The 19185-nt window shown below is 62.9% G+C and carries 17 protein-coding genes; 7 read left to right on the top strand and 10 right to left on the bottom strand.

All coding sequences use genetic code 11. The annotated features are described in order from the left end of the window. Positions 1 to 262 precede the first annotated feature (262 nt). Positions 263 to 2929 (bottom strand): pyruvate, phosphate dikinase, encoded by a 2667-nt coding sequence (gene ppdK / locus V7S54_RS01160; RefSeq protein ID WP_065372599.1) that lies wholly within the window; start codon positions 2927 to 2929, stop codon positions 263 to 265. A 317-nt stretch (positions 2930 to 3246) separates the two neighbouring features. Between ppdK and V7S54_RS01165 the strand changes: the two genes are divergently transcribed. Beyond that, on the top strand, positions 3247 to 3504 hold the full coding sequence (locus V7S54_RS01165) for a caspase family protein (protein WP_065372600.1): 258 nt from the start codon (positions 3247 to 3249) through the stop codon (positions 3502 to 3504). Positions 3505 to 3518: 14 nt separating this feature from the next. Here V7S54_RS01165 and smc read toward each other — a convergent pair whose 3' ends face one another. The 3 genes from smc to V7S54_RS01180 form a co-directional block, all read right to left on the bottom strand. Beyond that, a complete protein-coding gene (gene smc / locus V7S54_RS01170; RefSeq protein WP_065372601.1) occupies positions 3519 to 6980 on the bottom strand; it encodes a chromosome segregation protein SMC in 3462 nt (1153 codons plus the stop codon). Between the two features lie 102 nt (positions 6981 to 7082). Beyond that, positions 7083 to 7910, bottom strand: coding sequence for a DsbA family protein (locus V7S54_RS01175; RefSeq protein WP_083203460.1), 828 nt, complete (start codon positions 7908 to 7910; stop codon positions 7083 to 7085). Between the two features lie 115 nt (positions 7911 to 8025). Further along, positions 8026 to 8532: a DUF721 domain-containing protein gene (locus V7S54_RS01180; protein ID WP_065372602.1), complete on the bottom strand. Its 507-nt coding sequence runs from the start codon at positions 8530 to 8532 to the stop codon at positions 8026 to 8028. A gap of 93 nt (positions 8533 to 8625) precedes the next feature. On the opposite strand from V7S54_RS01180, the gene mutY reads away from it, so the two are divergent. After that, a complete protein-coding gene (gene mutY, locus V7S54_RS01185) occupies positions 8626 to 9714 on the top strand; it encodes an A/G-specific adenine glycosylase (RefSeq protein ID WP_065372603.1) in 1089 nt (362 codons plus the stop codon). 23 nt (positions 9715 to 9737) lie between these two features. Continuing rightward, entirely contained in the window at positions 9738 to 10355 is a 618-nt protein-coding gene (locus V7S54_RS01190; RefSeq protein WP_336408022.1) for an HAD family hydrolase, read from the top strand. A 52-nt stretch (positions 10356 to 10407) separates the two neighbouring features. On the opposite strand, the gene V7S54_RS01195 is transcribed toward V7S54_RS01190, so the two are convergent. From V7S54_RS01195 to V7S54_RS01210, 4 genes are all read right to left on the bottom strand, one after another. Further along, the gene (locus tag V7S54_RS01195) at positions 10408 to 10809 is read right to left on the bottom strand and encodes a YkvA family protein (protein ID WP_065372605.1); all 402 of its coding nucleotides are present in this window, start codon (positions 10807 to 10809) and stop codon (positions 10408 to 10410) included. Between the two features lie 244 nt (positions 10810 to 11053). Further along, complete coding sequence (locus tag V7S54_RS01200; RefSeq protein WP_057250643.1) at positions 11054 to 12184, bottom strand: site-specific DNA-methyltransferase; 1131 nt, start codon at positions 12182 to 12184, stop codon at positions 11054 to 11056. A 135-nt stretch (positions 12185 to 12319) separates the two neighbouring features. Beyond that, positions 12320 to 12670, bottom strand: coding sequence for an antibiotic biosynthesis monooxygenase family protein (locus tag V7S54_RS01205; RefSeq protein ID WP_065372606.1), 351 nt, complete (start codon positions 12668 to 12670; stop codon positions 12320 to 12322). Between the two features lie 3 nt (positions 12671 to 12673). After that, complete coding sequence (locus tag V7S54_RS01210) at positions 12674 to 12994, bottom strand: NIPSNAP family protein (RefSeq protein ID WP_065372607.1); 321 nt, start codon at positions 12992 to 12994, stop codon at positions 12674 to 12676. A gap of 93 nt (positions 12995 to 13087) precedes the next feature. On the opposite strand from V7S54_RS01210, the gene V7S54_RS01215 reads away from it, so the two are divergent. Then, the gene (locus tag V7S54_RS01215) at positions 13088 to 13768 is read left to right on the top strand and encodes an ArsR/SmtB family transcription factor (protein WP_065372608.1); all 681 of its coding nucleotides are present in this window, start codon (positions 13088 to 13090) and stop codon (positions 13766 to 13768) included. A 124-nt stretch (positions 13769 to 13892) separates the two neighbouring features. Here V7S54_RS01215 and V7S54_RS01220 read toward each other — a convergent pair whose 3' ends face one another. Next, positions 13893 to 14561, bottom strand: coding sequence for a GntR family transcriptional regulator (locus V7S54_RS01220; protein WP_057250651.1), 669 nt, complete (start codon positions 14559 to 14561; stop codon positions 13893 to 13895). Between the two features lie 178 nt (positions 14562 to 14739). On the opposite strand from V7S54_RS01220, the gene V7S54_RS01225 reads away from it, so the two are divergent. Beyond that, positions 14740 to 15435, top strand: coding sequence for an HAD family hydrolase (locus V7S54_RS01225; RefSeq protein WP_065372609.1), 696 nt, complete (start codon positions 14740 to 14742; stop codon positions 15433 to 15435). A 226-nt stretch (positions 15436 to 15661) separates the two neighbouring features. After that, complete coding sequence (locus tag V7S54_RS01230) at positions 15662 to 16768, top strand: ABC transporter substrate-binding protein (protein ID WP_057250656.1); 1107 nt, start codon at positions 15662 to 15664, stop codon at positions 16766 to 16768. A 183-nt stretch (positions 16769 to 16951) separates the two neighbouring features. Here V7S54_RS01230 and V7S54_RS01235 read toward each other — a convergent pair whose 3' ends face one another. Beyond that, positions 16952 to 17503, bottom strand: a complete 552-nt coding sequence (locus V7S54_RS01235) for a hypothetical protein (RefSeq protein ID WP_058320523.1) — start codon at positions 17501 to 17503, stop codon at positions 16952 to 16954. A gap of 280 nt (positions 17504 to 17783) precedes the next feature. Between V7S54_RS01235 and thrC the strand changes: the two genes are divergently transcribed. Beyond that, positions 17784 to 19184 (top strand): threonine synthase, encoded by a 1401-nt coding sequence (thrC, locus tag V7S54_RS01240; RefSeq protein WP_336408023.1) that lies wholly within the window; start codon positions 17784 to 17786, stop codon positions 19182 to 19184. Position 19185: the final 1 nt, after the last annotated feature.

The following is a 19185-nucleotide window of genomic DNA, read 5'->3' on the forward strand; positions in this document are numbered from 1 at the left end:
AACAAACCGCTATGCACATGCATAGCTACTGCATGTCTCCTTAAATCGACCTCGATTTAAGGACGAAGACATGCAGCAATTCGAAGTGCTACAGCGACCTTTGCGCGTCTGATAAGACGCGCGGCGCTGTAGTGATCGCCCGCGCCGACACGGCGCGAACGAGGTGCTGATGCACTATCCGCTCGCCGGTTGCAACCAGGAATGCAGGGCTCCGACAACCAGCGCCCGCGCGTTGCATCGTTGCAACACGCAAAGGGCGCCCCTACCCCTTGCCGTTGATTGCCGCCTGAGCGGCGGCAAGACGGGCAATCGGTACGCGGAACGGCGAGCAGGAGACGTAATCGAGACCGGCGTCCTCGCAGAAGCGGATCGAGGCCGGGTCGCCGCCATGTTCGCCGCAGATGCCGAGCTTGAGGCCGTTCTTGGTGCGTCGTCCGCGTTCGGCGGCGATCTGGATCAGTTCGCCGACGCCATCGAAATCGAGAGAGACGAAGGGATCCTGCTCGATGATGCCTTTCTGCTGGTAGGTCGCCAGGAACTGTGAGGCGTCGTCGCGCGAGATGCCGAAGGTCGTCTGCGTCAGGTCGTTGGTGCCGAAAGAGAAGAAGTCGGCCGCTTCGGCGATCACGCCGGCGCGCAATGCCGCGCGCGGCAGTTCGATCATCGTGCCGACGAGATAGTCGATGCCGATGCCGGCTTCGCCGATCACTTCCTTGGCGACCGCGTCGATGCGCTCCTTGACGTAGTCGAGCTCGGCCCGGAGGCCGACGAGCGGCACCATGATTTCAGGAACGACGGCTGCGCCGGTTTCGCGGGCGGCCTCGACAGCAGCCTCGAAGATCGCGCGTGCCTGCATCTCGGCGATCTCAGGATAGGAGATTGCCAGACGGCACCCACGATGGCCGAGCATCGGGTTGAACTCGTGCAGCTCGTCGACACGCTGGCGCAGTGCCGACGGGTCGAGCGAAAGCGCGCCGGCGACATCGGCGATCTCCTCGTCGGTCTTCGGCAAGAACTCGTGCAGCGGCGGGTCGAGCAGGCGGATCGTCACGGGCAGGCCATGCATGATCGAGAACAGCTCGGCGAAATCCGAGCGCTGCATCGGCAGGAGCTTGGCGAGCGCCAAGCGCCGGCCGGCCTCGTCGTCGGCGAGGATCATCTCGCGCATGACGTTGATGCGGTCGTCCTCGAAGAACATGTGCTCGGTGCGGCAGAGGCCGATGCCTTCGGCGCCGAAGGAGCGCGCCGCGCGCGCATCCGCCGGGGTTTCGGCATTGGTTCTGACAGTCATGCGGCGGCTGGCATCCGCCCAGGCCATGATCTTGCCGAAGTCCCCGGAAAGCTCCGGCTGCAGCATGGCGATCGACCCTTTCAGCACCTGGCCAGACGAGCCGTCGATGGTGATGATGTCGCCCTTGCGGAGCGTCACGCTTCCGGCGGTCAGCAATTCGTTGCGAAGATCGACGCGGATGCTGCCGGCGCCGGAAACGCAAGGGGTGCCCATGCCGCGGGCAACGACAGCCGCATGGCTGGTCATGCCGCCGCGGGTCGTCAGGATGCCTTCAGCGGCGTGCATGCCGTGAATATCTTCCGGGCTGGTCTCGACGCGCACGAGAATGACCTTGCGGCCTTCCTTGTCGGCCTGCACCGCCTCCTCGGAGGTAAAGACGATTTCGCCGGTCGCAGCACCTGGCGAGGCCGGCAGGCCGGAGCCGATGATATCGCGCCGCGCATGCGGATCGATCGTCGGGTGCAGCAACTGGTCGAGCGAGGCCGGATCGATGCGGGCGACGGCCTCCTGCTCGGAGATCAGCCCCTCCTCCGCCATGTCGACGGCGATCTTCAGCGCCGCCTTGGCGGTACGCTTGCCCGAGCGCGTCTGCAGCATCCAGAGCGTGCCGCGCTCGATGGTGAACTCGAGATCCTGCATGTCGCGGTAGTGCCGCTCGAGCGTATCGCAGATCGACCGAAACTCGGTGAAGGCTTCCGGCATCAGCTTTTCGAGCGACGGCTTGTCGGAACCGGAGGCGAGGCGCGCAGCCTCGGTGATGTTCTGCGGCGTACGAATGCCGGCAACAACGTCTTCGCCTTGGGCGTTGACGAGGAACTCGCCGTAGAGTTCGCTCTCGCCGGTCGACGGATTGCGAGTGAAGGCGACGCCGGTTGCCGACGAATTGCCGAGATTGCCGAAGACCATCGCCTGGACGTTGACCGCCGTGCCCCAGGCAGCCGGAATTCCGTGCAGGTGACGATAGGTCACCGCGCGCGCGTTCATCCAGCTTGAGAAGACGGCGCCGATCGCGCCCCAAAGCTGTACTTCCGGATCCTGCGGAAACGGCTCGCCGAGCGCCTCTTCGATGGCCTCCTTGTAGCGGGTGATGACATGCTGCCACTCGACCGCGGAGAGCTCGGTGTCCTGCTCGTGACCGAGACGCGCCTTCTCATCTTCGAGGATTTCCTCGAAGACGTCGTGATCGACGCCCATGACCACGTCGCCATACATCTGAATGAAGCGGCGGTAGCTGTCCCAGGCAAAACGCGCGTCGCCGGCGTCATGGCCGAGCGCGTGCACGGACTCGTCGTTGAGCCCAAGATTGAGAACCGTGTCCATCATGCCCGGCATCGAGGCGCGGGCGCCGGAGCGAACCGAAAGCAACAAGGGATGAGCCGTGTCGCCGAAGACGCGGCCCGTCACCTCCTCCATCCGGCGGATACCCTCGCGCACCTGATCGTGCAGGCCGTCAGGCATTTGCCTGTCGTTGTCGAAGAAGTTGTTACAAGCATCGGTGACGATGGTGAGGCCAGGCGGCACCGGCAAGCCGAGGTTGCACATCTCGGCAAGGTTTGCGCCCTTGCCACCCAACCGCTCGCGGTCACCTGCACGTCCTTCGGCCTTGCCCCCGCCGAAGGTGTAAACCCATTTCGTCATGCCTGCTCTCCACCCAGATACAGTGTTTTATGACGATTTACAGTATATGCTTCAGGCTGAAAATGCATCCGGCGAAGATTTATGCTGCACCGCATCATTTTCTGTAACAATGCAACATATTGGCGGGCCTCAGGCCGGGACCCAAATAAGATGGGCTTCGCCTCTTCTACCGGCACCACAAATGCCCGCCAGAGGCTTGAGTGTCGATATTGCCGGATACATTATAAAAAACTAATATAATTGCACGCGATGGGGCGCATCCGAGAATATCCCGTCGTGGCGATCCGTTTCAGTCCCGTGGGCTTGGAGGGTAGGTCATGCAATGGCGTGCGAAAGTGAGATCCTGGCTCCTCTCGGTCCCGATGGTCTTGCTCGTGGTCGGGCATGGCCTCGCCGAGGAGAGCGGCAAGCGGCTTGCGCTCGTCGTCGGCTTGACGAACTACGTGGCAGCAGGAACTCTGCCCAATGCCTCGCGCGACGCCGAAGCATTCGGCACCTTCCTCAAGGGCCAGGGATTTGAGACCGATCTTGTGCTCAACGCGGATCGCAGGGGCCTTGCGGCCGCGCTTCGATGAAACAATGAAATGATCTAGACCACTTCGCGCAACCGTTCCGCCGTCTGCAGGTCGACGGAGACGAGTTGGGACACGCCCTGCTCGGCCATGGTCACGCCGAAGAGGCGGTTCATGCGGGCCATGGTGATCGGGTTGTGGGTGATGATGATGAAGCGGGTCTCGGTCGAGGCCGCCATTTCGTCCATCAGGTTGCAGTAGCGCTCGACATTGTGATCGTCGAGCGGTGCATCCACTTCGTCGAGCACGCAGATCGGCGCCGGATTGGTGAGGAATACCGCAAATATCAGCGCCATCGCCGTCAGCGCCTGCTCACCGCCCGAAAGCAGCGTCATGGTCTGCGGCTTCTTGCCTGGCGGGCGAGCGAGGATTTCCAAGCCCGCTTCCAGCGGATCGTCGCTCTCGATCAGCTGCAGCTCGGCAGTGCCGCCGCCGAAGAGGTGGGTGAACAGCCGCTGGAACTGGACGTTGACGACATCGAAAGCGGCGATCAGGCGCTCGCGGCCCTCGCGGTTCAGGTTCTGGATGGCGCTCCTGAGCTTGCGGATCGCCTCGATGACGTCGTCGCGCTCCCTAAGGAGAAGGGCGAGCTTTTCGGAAAGCTCCTTCTGCTCCTCTTCTGCGCGCAGGTTGACGGCGCCAAGCCGTTCGCGTTCGATCTTCAGCCGTTCGAGTTCGCGCTCGATGTTGCGCATGTCCGGCAGCGCCTCATCGACAGCGAGCCCGGTCAGGCGCATCACCTCATGCGGCGCGCAGGAGAGTGCTTCCTGGATGCGTGCTTCGATCTCGACGCGGCGCTCACGGGCCGAGACCAGGCGTTCCTCTGCGCGGCCACGCTTCTCGCGCGATTCCGCAAGCTCGGACAGCGCCGTCGCCGCCAGCCGATCCGCCTCGCGCTGGTGATTTTCGGCCTCGGCGAGAAGGTCGGCCGCCTCGCGCCGTGCCGCTTCGGCCTTCTGCAATTCGTTCATCAACGCACGGCGCTTGTCATCGAACTCGTCGGGCGCGTCGATCAGTTCTTCCACCTCGCCGCGAGCCTCGGCCTCGCGGTCGCGTAGCGTGGAGATATGCTCTTCGGCGCTGGCGGCGCGCGCCTTCCAGGTCTGGCGCTCGTTGGCTATCGCGGTGATGCGCCGCTGGCGGGCCTCGTTCTCGCGCGCCAGGCCGTCATGGGCGGCACGGGCCTCGGCAACAGCGGCACGATCGGCGGCGACATCGGCCGTCTGGGTGCGCAGTTTCAGTTCCAGCTCCGAAAGATCGGGCGTATCCGCCAGCGCGTCGTTGGCCGTTTCGATCTGCTCGGCCACTTCCTCGATCTGGGCCTCGATCTGGCTGCGCGTTTCCGCCAATACCGCGCGCCTACGGGCGAGATCGCCGGACGCACGCTCGGCGGCAGCAAGGGCATCACGGGCTTCGGCCAGTTGTCGGGTGATCATGCGCTGCGCATCGCGCGAGAGCCGTAGTCTTTCGTCTTCGGCGCGGATGCGCGTACCGGCGGCCGCGAGTTGGGCCTCTGCGCGGCGCAGCGCCTCCGCGGCGCCTTCAGCCTCGGCATCGAGTTCGGCCAGCCGGTTCTTTTGAGCAAGCCGCAGGGCGGCAGCACTTGGCGCCTCGGAGCCGGTCACGTGACCATCCCAACGCCAGACGGAGCCCTGCTTCGTTACCAGGCTCTGGCCCGGTTTCAACAGAGGCAGCAGCCGTTCCGCATCCGCTTCGCTTGCGACAATGCCGATCTGCTTCAGCGCGCGGGTCAGCGCATCCGGCGCTTTCACATGCGCAATCAGCGACGTAACGCCCTCCGGCAGGCCGGCATCGCCGGCATGATTTCCCAGCGCCCGCCAATGGGCCGGCGCGTCCGTTTCGAGCGGGGAATCGAGATCGTCGCCAAGGGCTGCGCCGAGCGCGATTTCGAAGCCTCGGTCGACCTTCATGTCCTCGACGACGGCGGGATAGGTGCCGCCAGCCACCGCTTCCAGCATGCGCCGGATCGTGCGTGCTTCGGTTTCGATGCCGTTGAGGGTAGCGCGTGCACGATCAACCGGCGGACGTGCCTCGACCTCGGCGCGACGCGCCTCTGCCAGTGCTTCCTCGATCGCAAGCACATTGGTTTCGGCTTCTTCGAGCGCGGCTTCGGCGACCTCGACCTGGCCCTGTTTCTCATGCGGATCGGGAAGTGCGGCCATCTGCCGGTCGAGCTCGTCGAGATCGCGCGACTGATCGGCGAGCTGGCGGGCAAGCCGGGCCTGTCGCTCCGAGAGATCACGGAGAGTGCGTTCGAGCTGGTTGCGGCCGGCCTGCGCCTCGGCACGCTCAGCGGTCAGCCGCGCCAACAGCGCTTCGTTGCCGGCGAGCTTTTCGTTCGCCTCCTGCAGCCGTTCGCGCGCTTCCGTCGCACGGTCGTCGGCCTCGGCCAGCATGTCGCTGAGCTCGGCTTCTTCCTCGTCGAGCCGCGACAGGATACCGGCATTGTCGACGACGAGCCTCTCTTCGCGGGCGATATCTTCGGCAAGCTGCGCCAGACGGCGCTGCAACTCGTCGCGCCGCCTCAGGATCCGGCCAGCATCTTCTTCGAGCTGCGAGCGGGCGATCTGCAGGCGTTGAAGTGCTGCCGCGAACCGCGCTTCATTCTCGCGCAGCTCCGGCAGCTTCAGGCTGGCAATCGCCTGATCCTTCGCCGCCTGCATCTGCGCTTGCGCCTTTTCCGCGACCAGCGCTGTGATCTGATTGAGCTGGCTCGTCGCGTCCGCTTCCGCCTCCTTGGCGTGCACCCAGCGGATATGGAACAGGATCGCCTCGTGCTTGCGGATGTCGGCCGAAAGCATCTTGAAGCGATTGGCCTGACGCGACTGGCGCTTGAGGCTCTCGATCTGGCTTTCGAGCTGCGAGGTTACGTCGTCAAGGCGCTCGAGATTGGTCTCGGCTGCTCGGAGGCGCAGTTCCGCCTCATGGCGGCGCGAGTGCAGGCCGGAGATGCCGGCTGCTTCTTCGAGGAGTTGCCGACGCGCCTGCGGCTTGGCGGCGATCAGCTCACCGATACGCCCTTGCCCGACCATCGACGGAGAGCGCGCGCCGGTCGAGGCATCGGCAAAGAGGAGCTGCACATCCTTGGCGCGCGCTTCCTTGCCATTGATGCGGTAAACGGAGCCCTGTTCGCGCTCGATACGGCGCGTCACCTGGATCTCGTCACTGTCGTTGAAAGCGGCCGGTGCCGTGCGATCGCTGTTGTCGAGATAGAGGCCGACTTCCGCCGTGTTGCGCGCCGGGCGGTTGCCGGATCCGGAGAAGATCACGTCGTCCATGCCGGAGGCGCGCATGTTCTTGTAGGAGTTCTCCCCCATCACCCAGCGCAACGCTTCGACGAGGTTCGACTTGCCGCAGCCGTTCGGCCCGACGACGCCGGTCAGGCCCCGCTCAATGATGAACTCGGTCGGTTCGACGAAGGATTTGAAGCCGAGCAGGCGAAGCTTGTTGAACTTCATGCGGGCGACGCTGAGGTGGAGTACCCCCCTCTACAGCGCCGCAAAACGAAAAAAACGGGCGCACGGCTGCTGCCGTCGCCCGTTTTCAGGAAAAGCGAAGGATCAGAGCTTGCTGTCGATGAGGGCCGACATAACGTCAACCGACATGTCCCCCGAATAGTGCTCACCATTGACGAAGAAGGTCGGCGTCGACTGTACGCCGAAATCCTTTGCGCCCCGCTGCATGACAGAGTTCACATCATCCAGAAGTTTTTGGTTCGTCAAGCAGGCCTCGAAGCTCTCCTGTGTAAAACCGGCGAGTTTGGACATCTGCAACAGTGCATCACGGCCATTCTGGGCCGCGGCCCACTGCTGCTGCTGCTTGAAGAGCATGGAGATCATCGGGAAGTACTGGCCTTCCGGCGCGCAACGCGCCAGCATGAAGGCGGCAGCCGCGCGCGGATCGAACGGGAATTCGCGCACGATGAAGCGGACCTTGCCGCTATCGATGTACTTCGTCTTGATGGCTTCGAACGTGTTGTTGTGGAAGGCCGCGCAGTGCGGGCAGGTCATCGACATGTATTCGACGATCGTCACCGGCGCATTGGCTTCGCCCAGCGCCATTTCCGGCAGGGCGCCCGGCTCGAGCAGCTTGGCCTGATCGACCGAACCTTCCGACGAAGGAAGCTCGACTTTCACGGGAGCAGCCGTCGACTGAGCGACTTCGGTGCCTGCAGCCGGCTTTGCTTCGGTGCTTGCCGGGGTCGCGGCCGTCGATGCCGTGGTGATGGCGTCCGTAGCGGGCTTTGCCGCCGTCTCGCTCGCCTCAGTCGGCGCGGTCGATGCCGTTTCCTTCTTTTCGTCGCTGCAGGCAGCAAGCACCAAGGCGACGGTTGCGATGGCGGCACCGCTGAGCAGGCGTTTCGTAAGGTTCATTGCGGAAGCGGACATGAATTTGACCCGTGTTCGGAGGGATTTATGGTGCGGATTCGATATCTTGCTGCGCGCAGGGCGGCAAGTGGCCGGTCGTCAACAGAATTCAAAGAATTGTGACCGGCTGATGGCCCTATCGCCGACGCGGCGCGAGCACGGCCGTCCCAAGCCGACGCAAAGCTGCCTTCAGTTCTTCGCTCTCTATGCCCTCGACCATCGCTTCCAGCCGGCGCGCGGGCTCTCCCGAAAGCGGCTTCGGCTTGCCACGGTGTTTGGGCTGCGGCGACACGGGCTTCTGAACGATACGCAGTTGCCCGATGGCATAGAATCCGAAGAAGCCGTTGATGCGCTGGATCAGTTCGCCCTGGGCATGGGTCAGGAAGAGCGCACGTGCGCCTTCACAAGCAACCGTCAACACGCCCGGCTGGTAGCCGCCCTCGCCCGAGATTTCCGAGGCGCGGCGCGGCCAGGCGATCTTCTCCGGCCTTGTGCAATCGGCGAAGCCTTCCCCGGCAATTTCGTCCCAGGAGCCGAGCAGCATAGTGTTGATGCCTGCCCGCTTGGCGAGGACGGGGTCGATCAGGCCGTTGGCGACTTCGCTGATCTGGACGACACCCTTGCGGGGCTTCTGCTCACTCACGAAAGCGACTTTCTGTATGCAACGTCGATTGAGCCTTGATGCCGCGGCTCCGCTTCGCCAAGTATAGGCCGGAAAGAGAACTCCCGGCAAATCATGCACGATACAATCCCAGCGGCCGACGCCGCTCCCCTACTTTTGGAATGGTACGACAGGCACCACCGCGACCTGCCCTGGCGGGTCTCTCCGCCTATGGCGAGCCGAGGGATCGTTGCCGATCCCTATCACGTCTGGCTGTCGGAGGTCATGCTGCAGCAGACGACGGTCCAGGCAGTGAAGGCCTATTTCGAGAAGTTCCTGTCGCTGTGGCCGACCGTCGAGGACCTGGCGCGCGCCGACAACGAGGACGTGATGAAGGCCTGGGCCGGGCTCGGCTATTATGCCCGTGCCCGCAACCTGAAGAAATGTGCCGAAGCCGTCGCGAACGATTACGGCGGCCGTTTTCCCGACACGGAAGACGGGCTGAAATCCCTTCCGGGCATCGGCGATTACACCGCAGCCGCGATCGCGGCGATTGCCTTCAATCGCAAAAGCGCCGTGCTCGACGGCAATGTCGAGCGGGTGATCTCGCGCCTCTATGCGATCGAAACGCCCCTGCCGGCAGCGAAGCCCGAAATGTGGGCGCGCGTCGCCATCCTCACGCCTGATGATCGTCCGGGCGATTTCGCCCAGGCGATGATGGATCTCGGCGCGACGATCTGCACGCCGAAGCGCCCTGCCTGCTCGCTCTGTCCCTTCCGTGCGCACTGTCGCGCGCTCTCGGTTGCCGATCCCGAGACCTTTCCGCGCAAGGCGCAGAAAAAAGAAAAGCCACTTCGGCGCGGCGCGGCCTTCGTCGCGATCGATGCCGACAATGCCGTCTATCTGCGCAAGCGGGTCGAAACCGGCCTTCTTGGCGGCATGACCGAGGTGCCCGGCACCGACTGGACATCGCGTCAGGACGGCGACACCTCGCTCGCCTCCCAACCCTTCGTCGCGCCCTGGGAAGACTGCGGAACCATCAGCCACGTCTTCACACATTTCGAGTTGCGTCTCTCCGTCTACCGCGCCAATGTCGCGCGCGCCGGAACGGAAGGCGACGGCTGGTGGGAACCGGTTCACTCCCTCAGGGCCCAGGCGCTGCCGACGGTCATGAAAAAGGCGATCACCCAAGCAATCCCTGACGCCTTCAAGGCTGAACGCTGAAAGATCGAGCAAGGAATGCAGTCATGAGCAGCATCGATATCCGCCACATCGTCTTCGACATCGGCAAGGTGCTGATACATTACGATCCCAACCTGCCCTATAGCCGCCTCATTCCCGACGAGGCCGAGCGGGAATGGTTCTTCGCCAATGTCTGCACCCATGACTGGAACATCGAGCAGGACCGTGGCCGCCCCTGGGAGGAAGCCGAAGCGCTTTTGATCAAAGACCATCCGGAACGCGAAGAGCAGATCCGCGCGTTCCGCAAGCATTGGCAGGAGATGGTCCCGCACGCCTATGTCGAAACGGTCTCGCTGCTGGAGCGGCTGATCGCCGAAGGCCGCGACGTGACGATGCTGACCAATTTCGCCTCTGATACGTTCCGCGAGGCCCAGCAGCTCTATCCCTTCCTGACGTTGCCGCGCGGCGTCACGGTTTCGGGCGACGTGAAGCTGATCAAACCCGACATTGCCATCTACGAGACGCACACCCGCATCTTCGGGCTTACCCCCTCGGCCACGCTCTTCATCGACGACAGCGTTCCGAACGTCGAAGCCGCACGGCTCGCAGGATGGCACGCGGTGCATTTCGTCGATCCGGAGAAGCTGAAAGCCGACTTCGTCGCCTACGGCATCCATCCCTGACGCAGGCCGTCTCGCCGAAAACCAGCCGATGGCCAGCTAAGTTGCGGTATTGTCAGCTTTCGGCCGAAACAATCCGCCACACCACCCAGCCAGCAAGCGCTGCGACCACCAGCCAGATGCATAGGATCGCGACCAGACCGCCGCGGCTGGACGGGCGCCCCTCCAAAGCCGTCGCCCGCTCCCGGAACTCGTGCATCAGCGCCGGCGGCACGAGACGCACCGCCAGCAGGATGCCGAGCGGAACGATGACCAGATCATCAAGGTAGCCGAGCACCGGAATGAAATCGGGGATCAAGTCGACCGGCGACAGCGCATAGGCGGCGACGGCGCCGGCAACGAATTTCGCTGAAAGCGGCGTTCGAAGATCTCGTGCAGCGAACCAGAGTGCGACGACGTCGCGTTTGATTTGACGCGCCCATTGCTTCACGCGCTGGAGTCGATCGGGCGAGGTCATGCGGATGGCAACCCTTGTTCGGGTGAAGACAGGTTTCTCCGAACCCTATTTCCGGACACGATAATTGGCAATCAGGCGCAGCTTCGTTGCCCATCGCGTAAGCGGTTCCGGCAAGCATACCGAGAACATACAAATGCCCGGAAACCCCTTTTCGAGGATTCCGGGCATTTAAAGCACTCCTTCCGGGACTGAAGGTACAAAAACCGGTCGGAGCGCTTTTCGAAGGATCTGGCGAACTGGTTGATCAGTTCAGCTTTGCCAGATCATTTCGAATGACGGTTCTGAGTTCGTCGATGGGCTTCAGGGTGTTCCCGTCTTCGAAGTGCCAGAATGTCCATCCGTTGCATGCATCAAGCCCCTGGACCTTGGCGCCCAGGCGGTGAATTGAGCCGGCCTCGCCGCCGGAAGCGACCGTGCCGTCGGCGCGGACGATGGCGCTGTAGCGGCGCTTGGCGTCCGTGAGCACCGTGCCCGGCTTGATCAGGCCACTCTCGATCAGTGTATTGAAGGCAACACGCGGTTCGGCCTTTTTGCCGGTCATCACCGACAGCATGGCCTTGCCGAGCGGCTCGACCGCGTCGATGCGTGCCGAAGCCGCGTCGATATAGTCCTGCTCGCGCTCGATGCCGACGAAGTGACGGCCGAGGCGCTTGGCGACGGCACCGGTCGTACCGGAGCCGAAGAAGGGATCGAGCACGACGTCGCCAGGCTTGGTGGAGGCCATGAGGATACGGGCGAGCAGTGCTTCCGGCTTCTGGGTCGGATGCACCTTCTTGCCGTCGTCGCCCTTCAGGCGCTCATGGCCGGAGCAGATCGGAAACAGCCAGTCGGAGCGCATCTGCACGTCGTCATTGGCCGCCTTCATCGCATCGTAGTTGAAGGTGTAGCCCTTGGCATTGGCGTTCGGCGTCGCCCAGATCAGCGTTTCATGGGCGTTCTGGAAACGGCGACCCTTGAAGTTCGGCATCGGGTTGGTCTTGCGCCAGATGATATCGTTGAGGATCCAGAAGTGCAGGTCCTGCAGGATGGCGCCGACGCGGAAGATGTTGTGGTAGGAGCCGATAACCCAAAGCGTGCCGGTCGGCTTCAGCACGCGGCGGCAGGCCAGCAGCCAGGCGCGGGTGAAGGCGTCATAGGCCTCGAAGGAGGCGAACTGGTCCCACTCGTCGTCGACGGCATCGACCACCGACTGATCGGGACGGGTCAGCATGCCGCCGAGCTGGAGATTGTAGGGCGGGTCGGCGAAAACGACGTCGACCGAATTGTCGGGAAGCGCATTGAGCGCCGCAACGCAGTCACCCTTGATGATGCTGTCGAGCCAGCCCAGCGGGCGGGTGGAGCGGGAGACTTCGGCAAGCGAAACAACTGAAGACATGGACAACTCGCAAATACGCTTACTCGGAACGGACTATGGAGCTTATGGTTACCGAAGATGGTTACCAAAGCCTGAAGGCCGTTCCGAAAAAGTTCGTATTCCCGATATGTTAGTGAGAATTTTTGCTGCGGCGATTCATTTGGAGTCGTGAAAGGCGCGGCTGTCGGCCGGCGCTTCACGGCGCTCGTTCAGCCCGTAATCGCGGATCACGGAGGCGATGCGCAGGCGATAGTCGGCAAAGACGCCATGGCGTCCCGCATCCTGCGCAGCACGGTGTTCGGCGCCGTTTCGCCAGGCCTTCACCGCCTCCTCGTCGCGCCAGAAGGATAGGGACAGGACTTTGTCGGGATTGGCGAGACTCTGGAACCGCTCGATCGAGATGAAGCCATCGATGTCGTCAAGCAAAGGGCGCAGATCGGCGGCAATGCCGAGATAGGTGTCGCGACGACCGTCGGCCGGCAGGACTTCGAAGATGACGGCAATCATGTTTCACTTACCTCCGGCAGGTGTAGATACGTTCTTCAGGAAGATTCGGTCCTCCTTCAGGATAAACCGCTCGCGGCGGGAAAAGGCGTAATTCTCCCGGCCGAGCGGATCGGCTGAGAGCCGTGCGCGATAGGCCTCGTAAGCCGCGAGGCTCTCGATGTTGTAGACACCGTAGGCCGTTGTCGCCGAACCTTCGTGGGGCCCGTAGTAACCGATGAGATCCGCGCCGCAGCGCGGGATCGCCTCGCCCCAGTTGCGCGAATAGGTGGCAAACTCCTCCTTCTTGAAGGGATCAATTTCGTAGCGGATGAAGCAGGTGATCATCGTCGTCTCCTTGTGGCCACGGCATTTCGCGGGCCTTCGATGTGGTGACTATGCCCGCTTGTTTGACAGGGATGCTTCGACTACGATCGAAGTATGAAGGAAGGCCCTGACATCGCTCTCATCGGATCGCTGATCGGTGATCCCGCCCGCGCCAACATGCTGACGGCGCTGATGGCCGGCCGTGCCCTGACGGCGACCGAGCTCGCGACCCATGCCGGTATCACGCTGCAGACCGCAAGTTCCCACCTCTCGAAGCTCGAGGCGGGCGGTCTGCTCACCCAGCGCAAGCAGGGGCGGCACCGCTACTTTCAGCTCGCGGAAGACGAAGTCGGCCTGATGCTTGAGAACCTGATGGGTTTTGCCGCCAGCCGCGGCATGAACCGTCACCGCCCAGGCCCGAAGGATCCGGCGCTCCGGAAGGCACGCGTCTGCTACAACCATCTCGCCGGCGACTATGGCGTGCGCATGTATGACAGCCTGATTGCAGAGAAGCAGATCGAGATCACCGGTGACGACCTGGCGCTGACGCCGGCCGGCCAGAGCCGGATCGAGGCGCTCGGCATCGACTATGCCGCACTGAAAAAATCCCGCCGGCCGATCTGCCGCACCTGTCTCGACTGGAGCGAGCGCCGCTCACATCTCGCGGGATCTCTGGGCGAAGCGCTGCTGACGCTGTTCATCGACAGGGGCTGGGCAAAACGCGAGGCCAACAGCCGCGCCATCCGCTTTACGGCCAATGGCGACAAGGCGTTTTCGGAGCTGTTCCCGCAATAGCGGCCACGCGTCTAAATCGACGCAATTCCGGACGGAAAAACCGCTTCACACTTTTCCTGGAATTGCTTCGTAGGCAACGCAATTCCGGACGGAAAACCGTTTCACACTTTTCCTGGAATTGCTTCTAGCCGACGATCGAGAAAGCCTCGCGGGTCTCACCTGCGGCGGTCCTCACCGGCGTCTTGCCGATCCAGCCCACGTGTCGCTCGAGGATCTTCGCGGCCTCGTCGCCGCGGCCTTCGCGCAAAGCGGCAAGAATCGCGCGATGATCGTGATCCGTGCGCGCTTCCCAGCTCGTGCGCCAGGCGGAAAAGAGAAAGCGGGCGCTGGCCGCATGCAGATCGTCGATCGCCGCCAAGAGCCTCGGCATGCCGCAGGGCTGCAGGATCAATCGGTGAAAGGCGCGGTTCGCTGCTTCCCAGGAGCGCACGTCGCGCGAGGTGTCGGCGGCGACCGTCGCCGCTTCCGCCCGATCAAGGATCGCCGGCGTCAAATGCGGGATCGCATGGCGAAGTGCCAGCACTTCGAGAACCGCGCGCATTTCAGCAACCTCCCTCACCTCCTTGAGATCGAAGGAGGCGACGCGGACGCCGCGGCGCGGTTCGCTGACGGCAAGCCCCTGGGCCTCCAGCCGCCGAAAGGCCTCGCGAACGGGGACGTGGCTCGCGCCGAATTCCTCGGCGATGTGATCCTGCCGCAAGCGCTCCCCGGGCATCAAAATGCCGGAGATGATCCTCTCGGCGAGTGCCCTGCTGATGCGACTTGCAAGTGTGTCGTCCTGCTGCTTTTCCATCGCCTACAGATAGAGCCGCGAAACAATACTGTCGAGCAAGCGGAACTGCGGTTTCGATAATTTCCAAAGGTTGAGCTTTAGGCCGCCTTCGTATAAAGCTCTGGCGTACGAAATCCCCGCGCCGCGCGACCGATCCTCCCCCGCCTGCGGCGCCTCTCCTCCCAGGGAACTGAACCAAATGTCCGGTATCGATCTCATCATTTTTGATTGCGACGGCGTTCTCGTCGATTCCGAAATCATCGCCTCTGAAGTCGAAGCAGCACTGCTCACCGAAGCGGGCTACCCGATCAGCGTCGAAGAAATGGCGGAGCGTTTTGCCGGCATGACCTGGCAGAACACGCTGCTGCAGATCGAAAAGGAAGCGAGCATCCCGCTTTCGGCTTCCCTGATCAGCAAGGTCGACGTCATCCTCGACGAGCGCCTCGCGCGCGACCTCAACATCATCGACGGCGTTAAGCAGATGCTGGCGCAGCTGACGCTGCCGCACTGCATCTGCTCCAACTCGACCTCGGCACGGCTTGCCATGATGCTGGGCAAAGTCGGTATAAAGGACCACTTCGGCCGCCACATCTATTCCGCCCGTGACCTCGGCGCCGACCGCGTCAAGCCGAAGCCGGATATCTTCCTGCATGGCGCCAAGCAGATGGGCGTCGCCCCGTCCCGCGTGCTGGTCATCGAGGATTCGGTGCACGGCATTCACGGCGCGCGCGCCGCCGGCATGCGCGTTGTCGGCTTTACCGGCGGCTCGCACACCCATCCCTCGCATGCCGACCAGCTGACCGAGGCGGGCGCGGAGACGGTGATTTCGCGCATGTCGGCGCTGCCGGGTGTCATCGCCGCACTTTCCGAGTGGTCGGAGTCGATGACGGCCTGACGCCTGTGCGGCCGATATCGACCGCAAACCCTTTCGCCCCGGCTACCGTCGGAGCGGGAAAGAAGCCTTCGGCCACCACGGCCGGCGTCCAATTAGGCGTCGAGGGACACGATGACACATTGCAGTGGCGTCGCATCCCCTAGAAAATCTCCCCGGTTTTCGAAAAGCCGCGCACGAGGGCCATATCAAGCAAGCCCCATCAGGGGTATTTCTAGGAGGAAACACTATGCGTCTTTCAATGTTGACTGGCCTGACCCTGGCGGCCAGCGTCGCCTTCGGCCCGCTCGCCTTTGCCGATATCACCGTTGGCGTCATCACGCCGCTCACCGGCCCGGTCGCGGCCTATGGCGAGCAGGTGAAGAACGGGGCGGAAACGGCCGCTGAAGAGATCAACAAGGCTGGCGGCATCAACGGCGAAAAGATCGTCCTGAAGCTGCTCGACGACGCCGGCGACCCGAAGCAGGCCGTTTCGGTTGCCAACCAGGCAGCCGGCGAAGGCATCCGCTACGTCGTCGGCCCGGTGCTTTCGGGCACCTCGATGGCGGCTTCCGACGTTCTCGCCGAGAACGGCATTCTGATGGTGACGCCGACGGCAACGACGCCTGACCTCACCACCCGCGGTCTCTGGAACGTGCTGCGCACTTGCGGCCGCGACGACCAGCAGGCTGAAGTCGCCGCTGCCTATGTGGTCAAGAACCTCAAGGACAAGAAGGTCGCCGTGCTGCACGACAAGGCTCCTTACGGCAAGGGCCTCGCTGACGGCTTCAAGAAGGCGATCAACGCAGGCGGCATCACCGAGGTCGTCTATGAAGGCCTGAACCCGGGCGACAAGGACTTCAGCGCCATCGTCACCCGTCTGAAGGCCGAGAATGTCGATGTCGTCTACTTCGGCGGTTACCATCCGGAAGGCGGCCTGCTCGCACGCCAGATGCACGACCAGAGCGTGAAGGCACAGATCTTCGGCGGCGACGGCCTGTCGAACACCGAGTTCTGGGCAATCGGCGGCGAAGCTGCGACCGGCACGGTCTACACCAATGCCAGCGACGCGACCCGCAACCCGGCATCGGCTCCGGCGGTCGAAGCGCTGAAGGCGAAGAACATTCCGGCCGAAGCCTTCACTCTCAACGCCTATGCCGCCGTGCAGGTGTTGAAGGCTGGCATCGAGAAGGCCGGCTCCGCCGAAGACGCGACTGCGGTTGCCACTGCGATCAAGTCCGGCGAAGCGATCGACACGGTGCTCGGCAAGCTGACCTACGGCGAAGCCGGCGACCTCACCTCGCAGGCTTTCTCGCTCTACAAGTGGGAAGGCGGCAAGAGCGTTCCGGCTGAGTAAGTTAGAGCGGGATGAGGAAAAGTGTGTGCGGTTTTCCGCCCGCATCCCGCCCTAACTTATGAGAGTCGATCACGTTTATGATCTTGGGTCGATCCGACCCAAGATCATCGTGATCTACCGCGATATAAAATAGAAACGCCGGGGCTTGCCCCGGCGTTTTTGTTTGCAGGCTGCAATCGCAGCTTACTTTTTCTTGCCCTTTGCCGGCGGACCTTCGTCGAAGCCGACATAGACCGTGGCATTGGAACCGGACCCTGCCGGCAGTGTCACGTCGGCCTTGGTAAAGACGAACTGCGTCGAGCCGGTCGAAGGAATTTCGACCGCATGCTGCGTCAGCTCGGAATAGAGCGTCTTGTCCTCGTCGGTCGCAGCCACGCGGATCGGCATGGTGATCTTGCCGGGACCGCCGGCGGGACCGCTGACGACGCGGCCCTGGACCACGACAGTAATGGTCATCGCGCTCTCGCTCTGTACGCATTGGCGCGTCGTGTCGGCAAGAGAGGCCTGATAAACGACCTTCGTCGGGTCGTTCTTGGCGCCCTTGGCGTAGCTGGTGAACACCGACGTGCCATCGCGCAGGATGACCTGCGGGCACGCGGCCTGGACGACGGCTGGCGTCGGAGCGGTGGCGCTGCCGCCCGCATCGATCGCTCCGCCGGATTGCGTCTTGTTGCAGCCGGCGAGGACCGCGAGAAAAGATATTGCGAGAACAGGCCGGGATACTTTGCCAAACACGTTGAACAACCTCTGCTGGACCGGTTGAAACTCCTTGACCGAAATCTCGGCCGGAAGACCTTTCATGGCCTTCGGGCATCGTCTATAGCAGCGACAAACTGAAAAATCGATTGGGTCGGCGTGTCCCTTCCGAATTTTCCGAAACCTGATCTACGGTCGGAAATTGCGTCGGTGACAAGAATAGATGCAGACTTTGTCAAGGACTGACGCAATAAGACGGGCAAACCGCGGCGCCGCTTTCTAGGGTCGTCGCGATCGGCAGGTGGGACGAAGGACAATCATGGTGAAGTATATCTCGACGCGCGGCGAAGCCGCTCCTCTCGGCTTCTGCGACGCGTTGCTTGCCGGTCTTGCGCGCGATGGCGGTCTTTATCTCCCCAAGGAATGGCCGAAGTTTTCGAAGAAGGAAATCCGGGGCTTGCGCGGAAAATCCTATCAGGAAATCGCGTTCACAGTGCTCGAACCCTTCACCAATGGCGAGATCCCGGCGGCCAAGTTCCGCGAAATGATCAACGAAGCCTACGCCACCTTCCGCCATCCGGCGGTGGCGCCGCTCGTGCAGACCGGCCCAAATGCTTTTGTCATGGAGCTGTTCCACGGCTCGACGCTCGCCTTCAAGGACGTTGCGATGCAACTGCTCGCGCGGTTGATGGACTACGTGCTTGCCGAGCGCGGCGAGCGCGCCACCATCGTCGGCGCAACCTCGGGCGACACCGGCGGTGCGGCGATCGATGCCTTTGCCGGCCGCGAAAGCACCGACATCTTCATCCTCTTCCCGCACGGCAAGGTTTCGCAGGTGCAGCAGCGGCAGATGACGACGTCGCAGGCATCAAACGTTCACGCCATCGCCGTCAAGGGCAACTTCGACGATTGCCAGAACCTCGTCAAAGCCATGTTCAACGACGCCGCCTTCCGCGATCGCGTCAAGCTTTCGGGCGTCAACTCGATCAACTGGGCGCGCATCATGGCCCAGATCGTCTATTATTTCACAACTTCGGTCGCGCTCGGCGGCCCGGATCGCAAGATCTCCTTCACGGTGCCCACCGGCAACTTCGGCGACATCTTCGCCGGTTACGTCGCCAAGCGCATGGGCCTGCCGATCGACAAGCTGGTGATCGCCACCAACGAGAACGACATTCTCGCCCGCACGCTGAAATCCGGCCGCTACGAGATGCGCGACGTCAAGGCGACCACGGCGCCGTCAATGGACATCCAGATCTCGTCGAACTTCGAACGGCTTCTGTTCGAGGCGAACGACCGCGACCCGGGCGAAGTGCGCGCGGCAATGGACGGCCTCAAGCAGTCCGGCTCCTTCACCATTCGCGACAAGGCGCTGAAGGCCATCCGCAAGGAATTCCGCGCCGGCCGCGCCTCGGAGAAGGAAGTGGCCAAGACGATCGCCAAGACGCTGGAAAAAACCGGCTATCTGCTTGATCCCCACAGTGCTGTCGGCGTCTTCGTCGCCGAGAAGCACGAGAAGCCGTCCGCCCCCATGGTGACGCTTGCCACCGCCCATCCGGCAAAATTCCCGGACGCGGTAAAATCGGCCAGTGGTATTGACCCGGCGCTTCCGACGTGGCTTGCTGACCTGATGAACAGGGAGGAGCGTTTCGATATCCTGGATGCGGACCTGAAGAGCGTCGAGACCTTTATCGGCGAGCGCACCCGTCTCCGGGGGTAAG

The organism is Ensifer sp. CCNWLY38 (assembly GCF_037120565.1).
Lineage (GTDB): Bacteria > Pseudomonadota > Alphaproteobacteria > Rhizobiales > Rhizobiaceae > Ensifer > Ensifer adhaerens_H.

Bases quoted from the DNA above. Each gene is read 5' to 3' on its own strand.
- V7S54_RS01220 (WP_057250651.1), bottom strand. From the start codon at position 14,561: ATGGAAAAGCAGCAGGACGACACACTTGCAAGTCGCATCAGCAGGGCA.
- mutY (WP_065372603.1), top strand. From the start codon at position 8,626: ATGCACGATACAATCCCAGCGGCCGACGCCGCTCCCCTACTTTTGGAA.
- smc (WP_065372601.1), bottom strand. From the start codon at position 6,980: ATGAAGTTCAACAAGCTTCGCCTGCTCGGCTTCAAATCCTTCGTCGAA.
- V7S54_RS01210 (WP_065372607.1), bottom strand. From the start codon at position 12,994: ATGATCACCTGCTTCATCCGCTACGAAATTGATCCCTTCAAGAAGGAG.
- V7S54_RS01165 (WP_065372600.1), top strand. From the start codon at position 3,247: ATGCAATGGCGTGCGAAAGTGAGATCCTGGCTCCTCTCGGTCCCGATG.
- thrC (WP_336408023.1), top strand. From the start codon at position 17,784: ATGGTGAAGTATATCTCGACGCGCGGCGAAGCCGCTCCTCTCGGCTTC.
- V7S54_RS01225 (WP_065372609.1), top strand. From the start codon at position 14,740: ATGTCCGGTATCGATCTCATCATTTTTGATTGCGACGGCGTTCTCGTC.
- V7S54_RS01215 (WP_065372608.1), top strand. From the start codon at position 13,088: ATGAAGGAAGGCCCTGACATCGCTCTCATCGGATCGCTGATCGGTGAT.
- V7S54_RS01190 (WP_336408022.1), top strand. From the start codon at position 9,738: ATGAGCAGCATCGATATCCGCCACATCGTCTTCGACATCGGCAAGGTG.
- V7S54_RS01200 (WP_057250643.1), bottom strand. From the start codon at position 12,184: ATGTCTTCAGTTGTTTCGCTTGCCGAAGTCTCCCGCTCCACCCGCCCG.
- V7S54_RS01175 (WP_083203460.1), bottom strand. From the start codon at position 7,910: ATGTCCGCTTCCGCAATGAACCTTACGAAACGCCTGCTCAGCGGTGCC.
- V7S54_RS01205 (WP_065372606.1), bottom strand. From the start codon at position 12,670: ATGATTGCCGTCATCTTCGAAGTCCTGCCGGCCGACGGTCGTCGCGAC.
- ppdK (WP_065372599.1), bottom strand. From the start codon at position 2,929: ATGACGAAATGGGTTTACACCTTCGGCGGGGGCAAGGCCGAAGGACGT.
- V7S54_RS01230 (WP_057250656.1), top strand. From the start codon at position 15,662: ATGCGTCTTTCAATGTTGACTGGCCTGACCCTGGCGGCCAGCGTCGCC.
- V7S54_RS01195 (WP_065372605.1), bottom strand. From the start codon at position 10,809: ATGACCTCGCCCGATCGACTCCAGCGCGTGAAGCAATGGGCGCGTCAA.